At 38.8% G+C, this 18,173-nt stretch carries 21 protein-coding genes; 3 read left to right on the forward strand and 18 right to left on the reverse strand.

Annotation, left to right across the window (positions count from 1 at the left end; all coding sequences use genetic code 11):
- The first annotated feature begins 69 nt into the window (after positions 1-69).
- Positions 70-1,443: an RsmF rRNA methyltransferase first C-terminal domain-containing protein gene (locus tag JN080_RS00955; RefSeq protein WP_256234002.1), complete on the forward strand. Its 1,374-nt coding sequence runs from the start codon at positions 70-72 to the stop codon at positions 1,441-1,443.
- Positions 1,444-1,466: 23 nt separating this feature from the next.
- On the opposite strand, the gene JN080_RS00960 is transcribed toward JN080_RS00955, so the two are convergent.
- The 5 genes from JN080_RS00960 to JN080_RS00980 form a co-directional block, all read right to left on the reverse strand.
- A complete protein-coding gene (locus tag JN080_RS00960) occupies positions 1,467-2,045 on the reverse strand; it encodes a YpmS family protein (protein WP_256234003.1) in 579 nt (192 codons plus the stop codon).
- 32 nt (positions 2,046-2,077) lie between these two features.
- Positions 2,078-2,656 (reverse strand): SCO family protein, encoded by a 579-nt coding sequence (locus JN080_RS00965; protein ID WP_256234004.1) that lies wholly within the window; start codon positions 2,654-2,656, stop codon positions 2,078-2,080.
- 104 nt (positions 2,657-2,760) lie between these two features.
- Entirely contained in the window at positions 2,761-3,609 is an 849-nt protein-coding gene (locus JN080_RS00970) for a DegV family protein (protein WP_256234005.1), read from the reverse strand.
- 186 nt (positions 3,610-3,795) lie between these two features.
- Positions 3,796-4,566 carry a twin-arginine translocase subunit TatC gene (tatC, locus tag JN080_RS00975; protein WP_256234006.1) on the reverse strand — a complete coding sequence of 257 codons (771 nt, stop codon included), beginning with the start codon at positions 4,564-4,566 and terminating at the stop codon, positions 3,796-3,798.
- 62 nt (positions 4,567-4,628) lie between these two features.
- Positions 4,629-4,823, reverse strand: a complete 195-nt coding sequence (locus JN080_RS00980; RefSeq protein ID WP_256234007.1) for a twin-arginine translocase TatA/TatE family subunit — start codon at positions 4,821-4,823, stop codon at positions 4,629-4,631.
- Between the two features lie 196 nt (positions 4,824-5,019).
- On the opposite strand from JN080_RS00980, the gene JN080_RS00985 reads away from it, so the two are divergent.
- The gene (locus JN080_RS00985) at positions 5,020-5,253 is read left to right on the forward strand and encodes a hypothetical protein (RefSeq protein WP_256234009.1); all 234 of its coding nucleotides are present in this window, start codon (positions 5,020-5,022) and stop codon (positions 5,251-5,253) included.
- A 345-nt stretch (positions 5,254-5,598) separates the two neighbouring features.
- Here JN080_RS00985 and JN080_RS00990 read toward each other — a convergent pair whose 3' ends face one another.
- The 6 genes from JN080_RS00990 to JN080_RS01015 form a co-directional block, all read right to left on the reverse strand.
- Positions 5,599-6,087, reverse strand: a complete 489-nt coding sequence (locus JN080_RS00990) for a dihydrofolate reductase (protein ID WP_256234010.1) — start codon at positions 6,085-6,087, stop codon at positions 5,599-5,601.
- Entirely contained in the window at positions 6,084-6,878 is a 795-nt protein-coding gene (locus JN080_RS00995) for a thymidylate synthase (RefSeq protein WP_256234011.1), read from the reverse strand. Before JN080_RS00995 ends, JN080_RS00990 begins: the two co-directional genes overlap by 4 nt.
- Positions 6,879-6,994: 116 nt before the next feature.
- Positions 6,995-7,573 carry a TerD family protein gene (locus JN080_RS01000; protein WP_256234012.1) on the reverse strand — a complete coding sequence of 193 codons (579 nt, stop codon included), beginning with the start codon at positions 7,571-7,573 and terminating at the stop codon, positions 6,995-6,997.
- 36 nt (positions 7,574-7,609) lie between these two features.
- A complete protein-coding gene (locus JN080_RS01005) occupies positions 7,610-8,221 on the reverse strand; it encodes a TerD family protein (protein WP_256234013.1) in 612 nt (203 codons plus the stop codon).
- Positions 8,222-8,240: 19 nt separating this feature from the next.
- Entirely contained in the window at positions 8,241-9,344 is a 1,104-nt protein-coding gene (locus JN080_RS01010; protein WP_256234014.1) for a toxic anion resistance protein, read from the reverse strand.
- A gap of 4 nt (positions 9,345-9,348) precedes the next feature.
- On the reverse strand, positions 9,349-10,986 hold the full coding sequence (locus JN080_RS01015) for a YceG family protein (protein ID WP_256234015.1): 1,638 nt from the start codon (positions 10,984-10,986) through the stop codon (positions 9,349-9,351).
- Positions 10,987-11,246: 260 nt separating this feature from the next.
- On the opposite strand from JN080_RS01015, the gene JN080_RS01020 reads away from it, so the two are divergent.
- A complete protein-coding gene (locus JN080_RS01020) occupies positions 11,247-11,501 on the forward strand; it encodes a hypothetical protein (protein WP_256234016.1) in 255 nt (84 codons plus the stop codon).
- On the opposite strand, the gene JN080_RS01025 is transcribed toward JN080_RS01020, so the two are convergent.
- From JN080_RS01025 to JN080_RS01055, 7 genes are all read right to left on the reverse strand, one after another.
- Complete coding sequence (locus JN080_RS01025) at positions 11,498-12,289, reverse strand: HAD family hydrolase (RefSeq protein WP_256234017.1); 792 nt, start codon at positions 12,287-12,289, stop codon at positions 11,498-11,500. The two genes, JN080_RS01020 and JN080_RS01025, sit on opposite strands and share 4 nt — an antisense overlap.
- Positions 12,286-13,407 (reverse strand): cysteine protease StiP family protein, encoded by a 1,122-nt coding sequence (locus tag JN080_RS01030; protein WP_256234018.1) that lies wholly within the window; start codon positions 13,405-13,407, stop codon positions 12,286-12,288. Before JN080_RS01030 ends, JN080_RS01025 begins: the two co-directional genes overlap by 4 nt.
- A gap of 4 nt (positions 13,408-13,411) precedes the next feature.
- Positions 13,412-14,776 (reverse strand): phosphoribosyltransferase family protein, encoded by a 1,365-nt coding sequence (locus tag JN080_RS01035; protein WP_256234019.1) that lies wholly within the window; start codon positions 14,774-14,776, stop codon positions 13,412-13,414.
- Positions 14,727-15,914: an HpcH/HpaI aldolase/citrate lyase family protein gene (locus JN080_RS01040; protein ID WP_256234020.1), complete on the reverse strand. Its 1,188-nt coding sequence runs from the start codon at positions 15,912-15,914 to the stop codon at positions 14,727-14,729. The genes JN080_RS01035 and JN080_RS01040 overlap by 50 nt, the downstream gene beginning before the upstream one ends.
- 105 nt (positions 15,915-16,019) lie before the next feature.
- Positions 16,020-16,784 carry a TerC family protein gene (locus JN080_RS01045; RefSeq protein ID WP_256234021.1) on the reverse strand — a complete coding sequence of 255 codons (765 nt, stop codon included), beginning with the start codon at positions 16,782-16,784 and terminating at the stop codon, positions 16,020-16,022.
- A gap of 84 nt (positions 16,785-16,868) precedes the next feature.
- The gene (locus JN080_RS01050) at positions 16,869-17,450 is read right to left on the reverse strand and encodes a TerD family protein (protein WP_256234022.1); all 582 of its coding nucleotides are present in this window, start codon (positions 17,448-17,450) and stop codon (positions 16,869-16,871) included.
- 99 nt (positions 17,451-17,549) lie between these two features.
- The gene (locus JN080_RS01055; RefSeq protein WP_256234023.1) at positions 17,550-18,146 is read right to left on the reverse strand and encodes a YpjP family protein; all 597 of its coding nucleotides are present in this window, start codon (positions 18,144-18,146) and stop codon (positions 17,550-17,552) included.
- Positions 18,147-18,173 lie beyond the last annotated feature (27 nt).

The raw sequence follows: 18,173 nt of genomic DNA on the forward strand, positions 1-18,173 counted from the left end.
ATTGCCTTGACAACATTAAATGAAAACAGAATAATCATGTTTGAATGATGTTTGAGAGGAGCAGGCAAAATGGAGCTGCCATCAGAGTTTATTATAAAATTTAAGCAATTATTAACAGCCGAATCGGAACGTTTTTTTGATACATATAATCTGCCTAAAAAGAGTGGATTACGGCTAAATCCTTTAAAAATATCAAAGGCAGAATGGGAAAACTTATCCCCGTTTGAATTGGAACCAGTCTCATTTGTACCAACGGGCTACTACTATCAACCAGAAAAAGTTCAGCCTGGCAAACACCCCTATCATCCGGCAGGCTTATATTACATTCAAGAGCCCAGTGCAATGTTTGTTGCAGAACAGTTAGCAGTTAACAGCGGCGACCGGGTCTTGGATTTATGTGCTGCACCGGGTGGAAAAACAACCCAGCTGGCGGGCATGATGCACCAAAGGGGCCTTTTAGTAGCAAACGAAATAAATACAAAAAGAGCAAAAGCACTATCAGAAAATATTGAAAGACTTGGAATTGCAAACGCATTGGTTACCAATGAAACTCCAGAACGGCTTGCAGGGAGGTTTCAAGGCTATTTTGACAAAATTCTCGTGGACGCGCCATGCTCCGGGGAGGGTATGTTCCGTAAAGATGAAGATGCGATTCGTTATTGGAGCCAAGACCATGTTATTGCCTGTGCCAAACAGCAGCAGAACATTTTAGATTGTGCCTATAAAATGTTAAAAACAGAAGGCACTATCGTTTATTCCACCTGCACTTTTTCACCTGAAGAAAATGAACAAACAATTGAGGCTTTTTTAAGCAGATATACTGATATGGAACTGCTGCCGATCGAAAAGCCCAAGGGTATTCAAGATGGCAGACCTGAGTGGTCCATCACTAAGAACGAAGAGCTCAGCAAAACTGCCCGGTTATGGCCGCATATGCTGCAAGGGGAAGGACATTTTGTTGCCAAAATGAAAAAAACGGGTGAAGCCGAGCCATCTTCAGTAACTAATGCTGATTCTCACCTTGGAAAAAGCCACTTAAAGGATTTTCGACAATTCAGCAATGAAATGATTCAACACCATTTGTTTGAAAATTTTTTTCTTTTCAACCAGCAACTATATTCACTTCCTGAAGGCTGCCCAAACTTTCAAGGTTTACGAGTTCTACGTGCTGGTCTCCATCTTGGAGAATTGAAGAAAAATAGGTTCGAGCCTAATCACGCTCTTGCCCTATTCTTAAAGGATGGCGAGGTCAATCAGACTTTTAACCTTTCCACAAAGGATGATCAATGGATTCATTACTTAAAGGGCGAAACATTCACAACAGGTGCAGACCGGGGCTGGATTCTGATAACAATTGACGGATTTCCGCTAGGCTGGGGGAAGGAAGCAAAAGGGATTCTAAAAAACTTCTATCCAAAGGGTTTGCGAATTTTTAGTATTTAAAAATAAGGTGCCTGTTTGGCACCTTATTTGACTGGAACTAATAATGTAAATGCTATTTTGTCGTTTTTTAAGTCAAATTTGTTCACTTTGACCTTTGTATCACTTTTAAATTTTAATCTTTGCATATCAATGTAAACTAGCTTATTATTTGGTTTAATTTCCACACCTGAGGGCAATTGGTAACTATCGCCAATAAGTTTGAGGACATATGATACAGGCAAATGCAATCTTCCTGCAGAAATTGTCTTTTGCCTTAAAATGAGATCACCATTCTTTTGTGCCTCAGGTTCAAAGGTAAGTTTCATATTTAAGTCTCGGCTCAAAAAAGGAATTGTCCCAAATAATTCGACCTTATCCCCCAGCTTAACTTGATAATCTACTGGTAAATTACCGGCTTCCTTTTGCAAGTAATAATTGATTAGTTTATTTAGATCTTCTTTATTTGATTGAACATAAAATGGTACATATTCACCGGCAGGATCTTTTTGATTAGGAACACTGTGATCACTTGCAGGCGTCAACAGCATGAATAATACAAAGATGACAATAAGAAGGTCGATACCTATTAAAACAAAGAAGCCCTTCTTCCATTTACTTTTCATTAAACTAGTTCTCCTCTTTAGATACGAAAGGTTTATTGAAGTGTTTTGATATCGTTAATAATTTCATCAAATGGGACATTCTTTACTCCCTGATAGGATTTCTTTATTTTTCCATCAGGTCCAACTAAGTAAAAGTCAATTCCATGAATAACCTGATCCCCTGTTTGCGGCTTTTTCACAAGTGCTTTGTAGTTTTTCAAAGCAAAGTTTTCAATACTTTCTTGAGAGTAGCCGGTCAAAAATGTCCAATTTTTCGTGTCAGCTCGAAATCTTTTTGCAAAATTCTGCAATGCCTGCGGTGAATCCACTGTAGGGTCCACACTATAGGAAACAAATTCAACGTTTTTCAAGCCTTTTTCCTTTACCATTTCTTGAAGCTTTACCAAATTTGCGGTCATTGGCGGGCAGACATCCGTGCAGCTTGTATAAATAAAATCGGATACCCAAATTTTCCCCTTCAAGTCCTTTAAGCCAAAAGGTTTATTGGCTTGGTCTGTAAAGGTGAAATCATTTATCGGCCAATTTACCGCATTTTTAATCTCCTTTTGTCCACATGCAGATAATAATAGAATGCCAACGAATAAAAACAAATATAAATATCTAAATTTCATACCATCACCCACACCTTTTTCTTTTCATCTCGTGAATATTTTAACAAATGAATGCTCAAGATGAAAGAAATTAGCTATCAAACGACCGTATCCTATGATCACTTTTATTCAAAAAAATACATTAAAGCGATCGCACCAGCTCCGGCGTGTGTACAAACAGTTGAATTTGTATAGTCAATTTCAATATCGCTAAAACCAGTTGTCTCGGTGATTTTTTCTTTTATCTTTACGGCAAGTTCTTGTGCTTCAGCGTGAGCAATCCCAACTCTCCTAATTGTATTTCCCCTGACGTCTTCTACAAACTGATTAACAAGGTACTTTACAACCTGGGAATAACTACGGACCTTCGTAATTGGATGGTACTCCGCTCCTTCAAGCGAGGCAATCGGCTTGATATTCATTAGTGAACCTATGAAAGCCTTCCCTTTACCAATTCTGCCCCCTTTTACTAGATTTTCAAGTGTATCTACCATTACATATAATTTTGAATGGCTACGGACGATTTCAAGACGGTTAACAATTTCAATGCTGCTTTTTCCTTGTTTCGCCATTTCAGCGGCTTCAATTACTTGAAATGAAAGCGCCTTTGAAACAAATTGAGAATCTATGACTGTAACTTTTGTGTTTGCCATCTGTGCTGCTGCTTCAGCTGACCTTACTGTACCGCTCATTTTTCCTGTCATATGTATGGAGATCACTTCATATCCTTCTGTGCCTAAACGATTGTATACTTCAAGAAATGCACCAGGAGAAGGCTGCGAAGTTTTCGGTAATTCAGTCGATTCCCGCATCATTTTTATAAAATCAACTGGATTGATTTCTACTCTATCCAAAAAGGTTTGGCCGTTAATCATTACGGATAATGGCACAACTTCAAGTTCAGTTTTATACTTTAACAATGCTTCTTCAGACATATCCATTGTAGAATCGGTAACAATTTTAATCTTGCTCACTTATTTACTCACCTCATAAAAATCTCTCTCCATATTATACATAGTATACAAGTTTATCGATATATATCTTATCACACAAAAAAAGAGCACTGAGGCCGGTGCTCCTTTTACGTATGTTTCTTTTAAAAATTAAGCCTTCAGGGATTCATAGTCCCCAAAGGCTGATTGTTAATCTATTTAATTATACTAGTTGATCTCTGTTCCATTATTATGCTTAGCACTGTCTACTTCCAATTCTTCAGCCTGTGCCTTTGTTAATTTTCTTTTATAAACAATCTTTGACAAATTAATGCTTATTTCGTAAAGCAATAATAAGGGAATGGTTACCACAAAGTCCGACATAAAGTCTGGAGGAGTAATGACAACGGCAATAATAATTAGGACAAAGTAGGCATACTTTCGAATTTTAGCCAATACGAAAGGGTTGATAATTCCTAGTGAAGTGAGAAACATGACCACAACCGGCAATTCAAATAAAACACCGAACGGAAGGGTCATATTCATAATAAAGCGAAAATACCGTTCTGCTGTAAAATTCGCAACAAACATATCTGCGCCTAAGTTAACAAGGAACTTATATACCATTGGAAAAATTACAAAATAACCAAATGCAAGACCCATGATGAATAAGAAAAAGAGTGCTGGTATATAAGTAAGTGTAACTTTTCGTTCCGAAGGACGTAAAGCAGGTCTCACAAACAGCCAGATTTGTAATGCTAACACGGGAATGGTGCCTACAATTGCAACAACAGTGGCAAGCATAAAATAAATCCAAATAATATCACTAGGTCCGAGAACCAAAAGCTTTACATCCAAACCTTTAACAAACCACTTATAAATATCTACACAATAGATAAAACCAACAATAAAAAAGATGATAAAGGCGATGGCGGAGATGATTATCCGCTTTCTCAATTCCTCTAAATGCTCAGTTAACTGTAATTCTTTATCTTCCATTTCCGTCCCCTGCCAATATCCTAATGTTGCGTATTAAGAGGATGCAAGATGAAGCCTACACCTTATTTAGTCAATGTCTTCTTATCCTCGTCTGCATCTTTCATCACGTCGTCTGTCAATTCACGCGTTGATTTTTTAAATTCTTTTAATGTTTGTCCGAACGCACGACCAATTTCAGGCAATTTCTTTGGGCCGAAAATGATCAGCGCAAGAACTAAAATCAGAATTAGACCTGGGATGCCAATATTTGAAAACATGATAGATACATTCCCTTCCATTAAGGTATTGTGTCGTTCTTATGTCAATTTATCAATAACGTCGCAGGAAGTCAATTACTATTCGTGAATAAGCATAGTAACCCATTTGCCAATTGATTTTTTCTATTATATTTATCCACCAAATCACATATACTACTAAAAGTATGAATTCCTGAAAGGATGGGATCTAATTACAATGGAATTTTCACTATCCAGTTTTGATGGGGCCATGCCCGTTGAGGTAACGATTGATGAGGACAACGGGAGATACATGATTCGAAAAAGTGATACCAGCGGTGAATTTTTCAATACACCAAATGAATTAATCCAATGGGTAAAGTCCCACTTTAGGGAAGATGAATTTTGCCATCCACAGGAATTCCACGGAATGCTAGACAGGTTAGCAGAATATGAAATGAAGAATGTATAGTAATCATTCCGGCTTCTTTTTAATGGTCCAGTTCGATGTACCAGACGAGCTAGTCCTAGTGTATTCGAAAAGCCTGCACTTGCACTTTTTCCTAAAAGCATCAGCAAAATTTGCTGATGCTTTTCCTTTACGTCTAGCTTCGGCACGCAGGAAGTGCTAGTGCCGACGTTGCCGCTAGGACGGCGGCGCTCTTAGTCGGCCAGCGCCCAGCGACTAGTGTACTTCGCCCACTTCCCTACGATAAGTCAACATCTAATCGACTATACCTCCGTGTATCCTTTATCTAAAGTTCCGTGTGCTCCAGTCCTGTCGTGCGCTAAACGGGAGCTTGCGCTTTTGGTCTTTTCAACGCTTACGGTCATATATGCAAAAATCATAATCATAAGGATTCTTCTCATCCTTAATCCCTTTTGTACAGGAGTTTAATGTCCACTCGCGTTCATCAAATTCAGGAAAAAAAGTATCCCCTGCAAATTCATGATGGATCCGAGTAATATATAAACGATCAGCGAATTTAAAGGTTTCTTTAAAGACTTCCGCGCCACCAATAACAAAAATCTCTTTTTCAATGCTTTGACAGTAAGCTGTAAAGTCTTGAATGGAATAAAAGACGGTACAGCCTTCGCACTGAAAATTAGGATTTCTGGTAATAATGATATTTTCTCTTCCCGGCAGCAGTCGGCCTATTGATTCATGAGTCTTTCTTCCCATTGCAATTGGATGTCCCATCGTAACTCTTTTAAAAAACTTTAAATCCTCAGGCAGACGCCACGGCAGCTGATTATTTTTTCCAATTGCTTTATTTTCGTCCATTGCGACAATAAAAGAAATCATACACTTACCACACCCCTAATATGTGGGTGCGGGTCATATCCTTCAAGCTGAAAATCTTCAAATTGAAACGAAAAAATATCTTTTACATTCGGATTTATTTTCATAGTGGGTAATGGTCTTGGTTCTCTTTCCAATTGAATTTTCACTTGCTCAAGATGATTTTGATAGATGTGCACATCCCCAAACGTATGAACAAATTCACCAGGTTTTAGCCCACAAACCTGGGCTACCATTAACGTTAGCAGCGCATAAGATGCAATATTGAAGGGGACTCCTAGAAAAACATCTGCCGACCGCTGATATAGCTGGCAGGAAAGCTTTCCGTCTGCAACGTAAAATTGAAACATACAATGGCATGGTGGCAGTGCCATTGTATCAATCTCTGCCACATTCCAAGCATTTACAATCAATCTTCTTGAGTTTGGATTGGTCTTAATTTGCTCAATCAGTGTACTGATTTGGTCAACTGTTTTCCCATCAGCCCCTGTCCAAGAACGCCATTGATGACCATATACAGGACCCAATTCCCCATTTTCATCTGCCCATTCGTTCCAAATCCGTATGCCATTTTCCTGTAAATAGCGAACATTTGTATCTCCATTTAGAAACCATAGCAGCTCATAAATAATCGATTTTAAGTGGAGCTTTTTCGTTGTTAAGAGCGGAAATCCGTCCTCCAAATTAAATCTCATCTGGTAACCAAACGTGCTGATTGTCCCTGTACCAGTACGATCACCTTTTAACGTTCCGTTTTTTAAAATGTGCTCACAAAGCTGCAAATATTGCTTCAAATATGTCACTCCCTTTGTTTACTAGAGTCAGCTTTTTTATTTTAACACAAACTCAAGATCAAATGTTTTATTGAAAAAAGCTGCCAGAAACAAATCCAGCAGCCTCTTCAAATTCTTTAAACTTCCAAACCAAAATTGCGGCAAAGTGCTGCCAGACCGCCTGCAAAGCCGCTGCCAACTGCACTAAATTTCCAATCACTATTATGACGGTACAGCTCACAAACAACAACCGCCGTTTCAACTGAAAAATCTTCACCTAAATCAAAGCGAAGTATTTCGTTGTTACTTTCTTCATCCACCACTCTTACAAAGGCATTAGAGACTTGTCCAAAGTTTTGACTTCGTGATTCAGCATCATGAATCGTTACTGTAATCGCAATCCGGTGTACATGTGATGGAACCTTACTAAAGTCAATTTTAATTTGTTCGTCGTCCCCATCACCTTCACCTGTACGGTTATCGCCAGTATGTTCAACCCCGCCTGATGGATGAACTAAATTATTATAAAAAACAAAATCGCTGTCTTGAATGACTTTGCCATTGGCATCCGTTAAAAATGCTGAGGCATCAAGGTCAAAATCATGCCCCCCTGAATAACGGTTTGTGTCCCAGCCAAGGCCGACAATGACCTTAGTCAGCCCAGGGTTTGTTTTGGTTAAATCAATTCTTTGTCCTTTTGATAAGTTAATGCCCATACACTGCCACCTCTTAATAAACTAAAATACTAGCCCTTAACTGTAGGATCGAACGACTTCACTAAGACTTGCTGCATTGGTACCGTTGCCGATTGCCGCAAATTTCCACTCACTCCCGTGGCGATAAATTTCCCCTGCAACCAAGCATGTTTTTCCGCTATAATCATCGGTTAAATTGTAATGAAGCATTTCCTGATCACTTGCTGGGTTTGCAATTCTAATAAACGCATTTTGAATCATCCCAAAATGCTGCTTCCTTTTTACTGAATCATAGATATTTACAACAAAGACCAGTTTGTGGATCGTTCCAGGAACCTTACTTAAGTCGACGACAATCTGTTCATCATCTCCATCTCCTGCTCCTGTCAAGTTATCCCCAGAATGCTGGACACTGCCATCTTTGCTCTTCAAATTTCCAAAATAAACAACGTCATTATTATGTTGTAGTTTATCATTCTCACCAAGCATAAGAACAGAGGCATCACAATCAATATTAGCAGTACCCCCGCCACCAAATAGGGAACCTAAAAATCCGCCACCACCACTACTTTTAACAGGGTCCCAGCCTAGTCCAACTAAAATTTTTGTAAGCCCCGGATTGCTTTTTGTTAAATCGACTCTTTGTCCTTTTTGCAAATTAATTGCCATTAAAGTTCACCCCGCAAATTTATTGTTGTTTTATTTTCTTGAAGTTTTCTTGAAGCTGCTCTAAACGTTTTGTCCCTTCTTCTCGCATGCGCTTATTTTCCTCTTCGATTGAACGTGTTTCCTGCATGCCTTTAATGATAATGTTCCATGATTCTTCAATCGTTTCTATTTTAATACTAGGACTGCCGGCGAGTCGGGCTATATCTGTACTTTGCTGTGAAATATTTTGGGCATTCCGGAGCAGCATCTCATTGGTTCTCCGATCAAGCTCACTCATTGACTCAGCAACAAGTTTTTGTCTTTTTGCTGCCATTGCCTGGATGATCCCATTTTTAAAAATTGGAATGGTTGTTACAAAAGCGGAATTGATTTTTCCAATCAGTTTTGTGTTTCCCCGCTGCAGCAGACGAATTTGTGGAGCGGTCTGCAAGGATACCATTTTTGCCATTTCTAAATCATAAATCCTCTGCTCCATTAACTCAATCGCATTCTTTAATGAATCAAGCTGCATCGAGGCAAGTTGATCATTGGCTGCTGCCCGTGACTCCAGTTGCGGAAGTTGATTGTTTTTTAATTCCTCTACCTTAATTTGTCCAGCGACAGCATATTTTTCCAATGTTAAATAGTATTGATAATTTTGTTCATACATTTGCTCAAGCATGTTCGTAGACTGAACCATTTCTTGTTGGTATTTAGAAATCTCAACATAAACCTTATCGATTTCATGTCCCATTGTTTGGTATTTTCCAAAAAGCTTATCGACTATCTTTTCGCCTTTTTTAAAAAGCTTTCCCAATAGGCCGCCAGAGGTTTTCTGAAAATCCTTAGCGTCAAATTTATCCATAATTCGGCCAAGCTGCTTTAAAAGTTCACCTGAGTCTTCTATTTTTGTTGTCCGCATATTCCGCAAAATTTGATCAGAGAATCGCGATATTTGTTCTGCGGGTTCTTTCCCGAATTCCAAAATTTGAATTTGGTCTCGTTCATCAATAGACTTGGCCAAATTTTGTACCTCAGGCTCTTTGCGAAGTGCAAGCTTTATATCTGACACCTTTGTTTCAGTCAGTTGGTCATCCGGATTAGAGGAAATTAGATCTGTTGATGGATTGGGTGATCGATTCATCGTTTTAATCTCCCTTTAAATTTTTTAAAAAACCTTGAAAAAAAACCTTTTTTATTAGAGATGGTTCTTTGAATTCCAATTCAAAAACAACCTCATCAAGCCAATGTGTATCAAAAAGATCTGCAGCAAGGTAGTTTTCAATATCATTGTGACCCGTAGGATTATAGACGATAATATCTATTCCAAAGTTATTTAACAACAGCAATACCGCAGCATCAGACCTTTGTAAATTCCCATGGAGCTCGTTGTTGTAAAGAATCAATTTAGGAATACTCTGCGAGTAATCAAACCTTTCTAGCATTTGGATGATACTCTCCGGTATTTTCATCGCAAGACTAAATAAATAAACTCGTAATTCTTCCTTTGATTCTTGTGTTAAAGGCAATAGATCTGGATTTTCACAGACGTTTCTGATCGCATTTGCGATCCCTTTTTGCAATCCGGCCGGCAGCTTACCATAGGACCAATAATGGGCCTTTATCATTTTTTCCGGGTTTAACAGACCATCTCTCCCAAGCGCATTCCGATAATGGAAGCGAAAATCGCTGGAAGGGGTAACTGTGAAAGGAAAGTGGCGAACCAATAAGCTATTTTCTAATTGGGTAATTGCATGGAGCCGCTCCCAAAACTCTTTTTTATTTTTACTAACCCCGTGAATTTTTGCGAACAGGGAAGGGATTTTCACTTGACCATTTCCAACATCAAAGTTTGGTCTAATCATTGCAATTTCTTTACTAAGAATGAACAGCTCATCATACGTTGTTTTTAACGTAATCGATGAAGGCGTATAGTCCCTTAATTGCCATGGTTTATACAACCCTGATCCCTCTTCGTTTAAGATCGTCTCGATTTCCTTTGAAGCACGGTAAGCGACTGTCGTCTTTCTCATGCGTTTTTCAGATGGAAATGACTCAGCAGGTTGATTCTTTTGAAAACGGTGAACAAATAATTTCTCTTTCACCATATCAGCAAAAGGATTCTTTCCTTCCGGATGAAAAACAACCACATCGCAGCCAAGCTTTACTAAATAATATAAAAAATACTGATGGCTCTTTTTAAAATCACCATACCAAAGAAACTTTGGCATTTCTCTGTGCGGATCTGCTTTACTCAATGGATCTTCTAAATGATTGATCGACCACTTCACAATATCAACGAGAACTCTCCGAAATTCGACGTTCTTCAGTCCATTTAGTTCCTTTTTTGCAAACAACTCAAGGGTTGCAATCATCGCTTCCCTTAGCTTCCGTTGCAAAACGGGAGTCTTTGACTTTAACAAGAGTTGCTCACCATCAAGAAAAGCTGTAAACCGATTGATGGATAGTTGCTGTTCATTATTAATATTCAGTACTCGTTGAATCTTTTGGAAGTATTGATTATTAATCGACTTGTTAAGGGAATCGTCACTTAGCAGGTTTAATTTCCACTCTGCCGAATGGACGTAATCAAAAAGCTGATTATAATATTCATCAATATCCAATGGTATACCAAGAAATATTGCAATTACTTGTCCAATCTGAATAACCCCATTTTCAATTGAAAATTCGGGCCGCTCGGATAACGGCTTTTTCAATAACCCAAGCCAATTCTCATATGTAAGGGATAAATTTTGGACATTTAACTGATTTAATGATGGGTTCATTTCTAATCCATTCCCTCTGAAAGCGAAAGATTTTTTTTAGTTGGAAACCGCCCCGATTTAGGCTTCGTAGACAGGCTTCTCCATACTTATTAGAAAATTATGTAAGGTTACCCTCCCATCATATCACAGTTATTTATTAGCTTCACATATTTTACGGTTCATTTTTAAAAATGTTTCACTATTTAGAGCGCTGCATTTTCACCAATTTCCTTGTCCCGTCATATATTTGAGTACCCACAGTAAAAGAAGGTGACTCAAAGTTGAGATTTCTATATAAACGGCCGCGTATAAATGACATCCGTGCAGATCTGGATATCGTTATGGATGTCCTAATGTCAGATTTATTCATTATGCTTGATTTATTTTGGTGCAGCACCATCTTTACAATCTTACTCTTTCCAATTCTTCCATCAATCACGATTGCCGTTCTCTTTTTTTGTTGCTCCTATCTATTTTTTAATAGTCTTTACTTTTTATTCTTTAAAAAAAGAAAGAAAAAACCGCTTGATAATTAAAGTGAAAGATATTGGTTCAGAATTTCTTCTCCAGCAAGGATCCCTCTATTTTTCGTAACGAAAATTTCAGGGATCATGTTGCTAGGATCTTGCACAAGTTCACCATGCTTCGGTACGAAACGGTACCGGCAGTGTGCAAGAAAATCCAAATCCAAAATAGAGTCACCAGAACCAGCTATAGCTCTCGCCCCTTTTTGGCTGCAAACAAACTCTAATGCTTCCCCTTTATTAATCACCTTTGGAATTAGGTATAGCTTACGCCCCTGTAAGGACACATTCCAGCCGAATGGCGCCAGCGCAGCACCTAGCCTTTTCTTGTCTTTCATTGATATGGGACTTGTTAAGATAAAGTAGAAGAACAAGTCTTCTACTTGCTTTCTTTCCCCGTTAACAGGAAAAGCCTCCTTTTGTAAAAAAGAGATTATTTCCTCCATAGCTGCTGTTTCCGTTCGCATTTTTGAAGACAAGTGTTCCGTCCATTCCTTCATTCGTTCTCCATCTTGTAAAATAGTTGCTCCATTTGTAGTAATTGCATAGTGGAGAGGAAGTTCTTGCTGAAAAATCGTTATTCTTTTATATTGCTCTGTTGTCCTCGTTGTTATTGGAACAAATAGATACTGCCGACATAAGGCTTCTAAAGCAGCAAAAGAGGCGTTTGTCATAAAGGAGACCCATTTCCCTTCACGGCTTTCAACAGGTTTTAAAACAGACTCTTCAGGCCGCCCAAGTTCGTCTATCGCTCTGTTTGAATAAATTAATGTTCGATCAAGGTCTGATGCGATAATCATGTTTCTGATACCGTAACGGGTTTGATTAAACCGCAGCATAAGTAATTTAACTGATTATACTTGACAACCTCAACACCTTTTTCTGCGGCGAGCATATGGACATGCTTTACAAAGGGACTATCAGGGTCGCGCATGAGGATTTTCCATGGCACTCTTCTTAGCAGAACACGCGTTGTTTCTCCTACTCCCGGTTTAATCAAATGAGTGCTTGGTAAATGAAATTCGGTTTGAATTCTTTTTACCGCTTGCATCCCCAAAAAAGCAGGCTCAGTCTTTACCGTGCTCCTTTCTGCAGCAAGCCTCGCTGCTTCTTGGCAAACAGTTGGAAACTCGTGACTTATAATATCAATATATTCATTAGAAACGTCCAACTTGATTAGTTCCTGGTAATACTTAGCCCCGTGAAAATCATCCTTGCCGATATACAGATCATTTAAGACCGTACGGCTGACAAGTCCGGATACGGTAGAATTTAAGCAGGCACTTGGAATCAAAAAGTCCTCTCTTGTTCCGTAAAGAGTTGTACAATAGCCGGGATCCGCAATTACTGCAAGTGTATCATCCAGCATAACTCCATATTTGCTTGAAAATTGTTTACAGGCTTCCGTCAGTTCTAGTGAAATAGCCCCTTTTCCTGTCCAGCCATCGACAAACTGAAGTTGAAATCCAGGATGCTTTCTCAGAATGTATTTTATTGCATTTACATCAATGCCCCGGTCGCGAATAATCGAAATGCTGTAATGGGGCATTCCAGCATTAAAACGCAATTCTAAATACCTTTTTATTAAAATTCCGACTGGAGTCCCTGCACGTGCAAGTGAGACCAGCACTGTCTTTTCTCCCTTAAGATGATAGATTTGCTCTGCGACGATTCCAATACATAGAGCTACTTTTCTTTTATATTCGTGCAGCATCCTCCAGAATAACTCAACATATGCCAGTGGCGGCTGGTATTCAATTGGCAGGCTTTCGCTATAGTGTCCACCCTCCTGCATTTGTTTTTCTCGATTTTCGGTTGAATCCTCAAGTCTAAAACTGCTTAAATCTTTTAATAGAAAAGTTACGTCATCTTGTTTGTAAGTACCCATCATTAATGGCTCTTTTGCTAAATTCCCCATATCCTCACCCCAGTTTTGCTAGAAAATAAACAAGCTTAATCGACTTTATGTGTGTTTTCTCTAATTCTTTTAACATCTGTAAAAGATTCTCATAGTCGACCTCCCTTTCAAAAAACAAAAAAATCTCATCGTAATTTCCAGGAGGAATATTGTAAACAAAATGGGCAATGTCCATGTCTTCGGGATTTGGGAATGCTACCCCGTACCGTGCTCCATATTGGGGCTCATTTTGAATAAAAATAGGACTTCTCGTCGTAGACTGGTAGGAAATACCAGGACCCATTTCTGCTGCTATTTTCATAGGAAGATACATAAATTCTCCCGTTCCAAGGCAAAGTGTCTTTCTGCCGCTCCTCTTCCTTTTAAGAAAAGAGGCAGTTTTAGTTATTTTTTGCTGATTCTGTCGGTTTAAATCGCCATTAATTCCAAAACGACCCGTTTCTAGTAAAAAGGGGGTATGGTTAACCCTCCCATTGCTCAATACCGAAGGAAAATCAACAATTTCAAAAAAGGATGGAAGGTAAATCGCCTCAATATTTGCGGACTTATCAGGGAATCCATGATTGATTTCACTTTGCTCAGCAATTTCTTTTTGCTGCTTCACTTGAACTGTCCCGGCAATCAAACTAACTACATGGATTGTTATCCCGAGTGATTTCTCAAGCTGTTTAAACTGCCTCTTATTCTCCTCAGAACGCCAATCTAAAATAGACACAACAGAATACTCACTTCTTGGAAACCGAGCATGAATCGAACGTATAATATTTAATGCGGTTTTCCCTGTCGTCAATTCATCATCAACGAGAATAATTTCCCTGTTGTTTTCAATCATATCTAATGGCATATAACAACGATGCGAGGTAGCATGTGAATGCTCCTCCTCAAAGGTAATCACGGGATGTTGTCCCTCCAGTACTTCCCTTGTGGTATGTACATAATCAGCACTTTCAAAGCAGTCAAAAAAAGCATGCCCCAAAGCAGTTGCTGTTTCCGCAAATCCAATAATGAGCGGATGGATGGTCCTCGGAATAAAAGAGGAACGAGTGAATGATGGTTCGTGCATTAGAAAAGAGGACACCCATCGATTTTTCGACGTGCATACCCCCCCTTTTATAACTTCATAGTATCTAGCAGCTAAAAGGGCTGATGTTAACAAGCCTTTGTTAGGGTTGATTGGAAAATGCTTGCCAAGGACTTTACTTACAAATAAAAAAGAACGTTTTTTATTTATTCTCGCTGCCATCATAAAAAGGTCATCAAGGGGTAAGTTATAATCGTTTTTTTCAACTTGAACTTCGACTTGAATGGAATTTAGTATATTAAACGAAAACTCCTTGTTTGATAAGGTCGATGTTTGTATATCCTTCATTTAGCACCCCATAGATTTCAGATTTCAGCAAGATTCTTTGTGCCCAATAGAAATGTGGTTTTACTTCATTCATTTTATTAAAAAAGTGGCTTCTTCTTACTCCAAATTCTCCAGTGGCCGATTCATTAATCGCTAAGGCATCTAAATACTCTTCAAAGGTGACTACATTTAATGCCTGTACCACCTTTATATGGGAAGGATGAATAATCGTTTTCCCTGTTAGACCATTAGCGATATCCATTAGAATTTCTCTAATAAGGCCATCCATATTCTGATCAATCAATTCAGAACGCCATTTCAAGCCTTCCTCACCAAAATGATCACGAAATGGAGTCTGCCGAAGCTGTGGCTTTAACATTCTTTCTTTAGAGGAAAAATATTCCCAGACAGGGCCTGAGATTACATATGGACAATCTACCCGCTGAAAGACATTAATAATATCCGCAATGCAATCTCGTAAAACAGCAATTTCATAAACAGAGGTATCCGCACTTCTTCTGATGCCATAAATGCCACTAAAATCGGTTGCACCAATCCGCACGTTTAATATATGCTCCCGATGCTTGTCCAAAATCTGCTTAATTTGTATTAATTCACTCATTCTTGTTTCTTTTTTGATGACTTTCTCTGATTCGAGAATCGGCATTACGTAGAAAGGCTGCTCATTCGCTGTTATTCTACTTATCTCTTTTAATAGTTCCCTTCCTGATTCTGCCTCAAACTTTGGTAATACTACACCTGTAAGCAGTTGAGCCGCTCCACCTAGGCTGCGGTATACTCTCGTAAACTGCTCAATGTTTCGGATTCGGAAAAACAACAATGGTAATTCATTCATCATTATTAGACCATTATTCACACGCTCATATAGTTCCCAAAATCCTTCCATTAAACAAGCTTCAGCGTGTTGCACATTAAGGTCTCCAACCGCATCTTCCAAATCGACGACAAGTGAAGTAAGTCCTTTTTGTTTTTGTTTGAGAATATCCTCATAAAAATGCGGGCGGGTTGCTGGCATATACAGTGTGGCTCCGAGAGCATAGGATAGCTGCTCCCGATTAGAGTTTTTATTAAAAGGCTGTGGTTTTTGATAAAATAGTCGGGACATTTCATCTTCTTCAAAGTAGGAAAAAAATCTCATATATCTCGCAGCTCCTCTAATGCTTTAGAAAAATGATAAAGGAGGGGAAGGACTCTCGTCTATTTCCCCTCCTTTTGTAAAAAACGCTAATTTAGAGTATTGTTTTTACTCTTCTGCTTTTTTTCTTTTGTTTAAGAAGTGAACGATAAATGTTGCGGCGAACGTAAGCAGCAGGATAATGAAAAAGTACATTGGTTCCAGTTCATAATGGAATACACTTAGGAACATTTTAACCGAAATAATTGCAATTAAAATATAAGCTGTTGTTTCAAGTTCCGGAACTCGGTCAATTAGGGTTAGAAAGATACCGGCAACACCACGCATCATTAAGACCCCTAAAATACCGCCAAGGAACAGAATCCAAACCTTGCTGCTAACACCAAAGGCAGCCAAGACACTATCTACAGAAAAAGCAATATCCATTAATTCTACCGAGGCTACTGTTCCCCAGAAAGTGCCAAATAAACGGATAAACAGCGATTTCGCATTTACATCTTCTTCTCCTGCTTCTCCCCCGTCGACAGCTTTTCTTTTATCAATAAAGTATTTAATCGACAACCATGCAAGATAGGCTGCACCAAGGACTTTTATCCACCAGAGTTTAATTAAGAAAACTCCCAAACCTATCGCAATAAACCGGAAGATATAGGCTCCAAATAGTCCATAGAAAAGTGCTTTGCGCCGTTTTTCTGAAGGTAAATGCTTAACCATTACGGCCAATACCAGCGCATTATCAGAAGAAAGTAATCCTTCAAGAATAATTAATGTTCCAACCAGCCCCCAGCTGACAGGGTCTGTTAAAACCTTTACCCACATATTCCATTCAAAGAACTCGGCGTATGTGTTTAAAATTCCATGCAAAAATGACATTAAAAAACTTCCTCCATTGTAAAAAAAATATTTGTAAAGAAAGACTCGGCAGAGCGCCGAGTCTCTTTAAGCTATAAACTTAGCTTAACCAACCTGTAGACCGAAATCCGTCGCTAACGCTGCTAATCCGCCTTGATAGCCGCTGCCAATTGCACTAAATTTCCATTCAGCATTATGGCGATATAATTCACCAACGACAAGAGCTGTTTCAATCGAGAAATCCTCCCCGAGATCATATCGGATTAGCTCTTCACCTGTCGCTTCGTTAAAGATACGAGCGTAGGCATTGGAAACTTGTCCAAAATTTTGATTTCGTTTATCAGCTTCATGGATGGTAATGGTAAAGGCAACTCGCTGAATGTTTGCAGGAATTCCGGCAAGATCAATGTTCACTTGCTCATCATCACCGTCTCCAGCACCCGTCCGATTATCTCCTGTATGTACGACAGCTCCATTAGCTCCTCGTTGATTATTATAGAAAACAAAGTCGTTTTCACTAGTTACCTTTCCATTTTCACCTAATAAAAAGACTGAAGAATCTAAATCAAAGTCATTACCGCCATCATACTTGTTTGTATCCCAGCCTAATCCAACAACAACTTTTGTTAACCCAGGGTTTGTTTTTGTAAGATCGACTTTTTGTCCTTTTGATAAGCTAATTGCCATTTTTTCTACCTCCAATATTGTTTATAGTTTATTTACGATTCTCGCCTAAAAAGGTTTCAAAATAATAATAATTTTTTCACTATCACTTTGCAAATCCAATTAGGAACACATCCATTTAGGCGGAGTATTTTTAGCCCAATAAATTGCCCCGAGTTCATGATGATGTTGAAACTGATCATGATAGGTATGATAATGAAAATTAAACCAGTAGCCTCCCTGTGGCGGATGGTCTCTCCGAACATGGAAACGAAGTACATCCATATTCGTAAGCTGATTTCTGAGATGAAAGATTTTTTCGGAATGACTACCGCCTGGTTCCTCTGTTATCACCAGATTTTGAAGATCATCATCAGGATATTGAGCAGCCGTTTCCTCTAAAGCTTTCTCAATATTTGGCAATACTATGTCACGAAATTCCTGTTCTATTGCAGGTTTAATTTTCGAGCCGAATTTTTGATAGGATTGCAGCTCTGCCTTCTTTACAAGTTCTTCAACATATTCTTCCTTGTTAAAGGGGGCTTCTGTCCAAAATGTCGTTAGCTGCCTGCCATTAGTCAAAGGACCAGCAGTCTCAAAAACATCTTTCTCCACAGGTTTTTCGGCCTTGACATTATTAATGAATTGTGATGGGGTTACAAGACCGAAGGTTAAAATTGAAACCATCACCACAAACGATTTACGAATCCATTTTTTCAACGGGTCCCCCCCTTTCATCGTTGTTGT

This window comes from Bacillus sp. EB600, assembly GCF_024494385.1.
Classification (GTDB): Bacteria; Bacillota; Bacilli; order Bacillales; family Cytobacillaceae; genus JAEVLT01.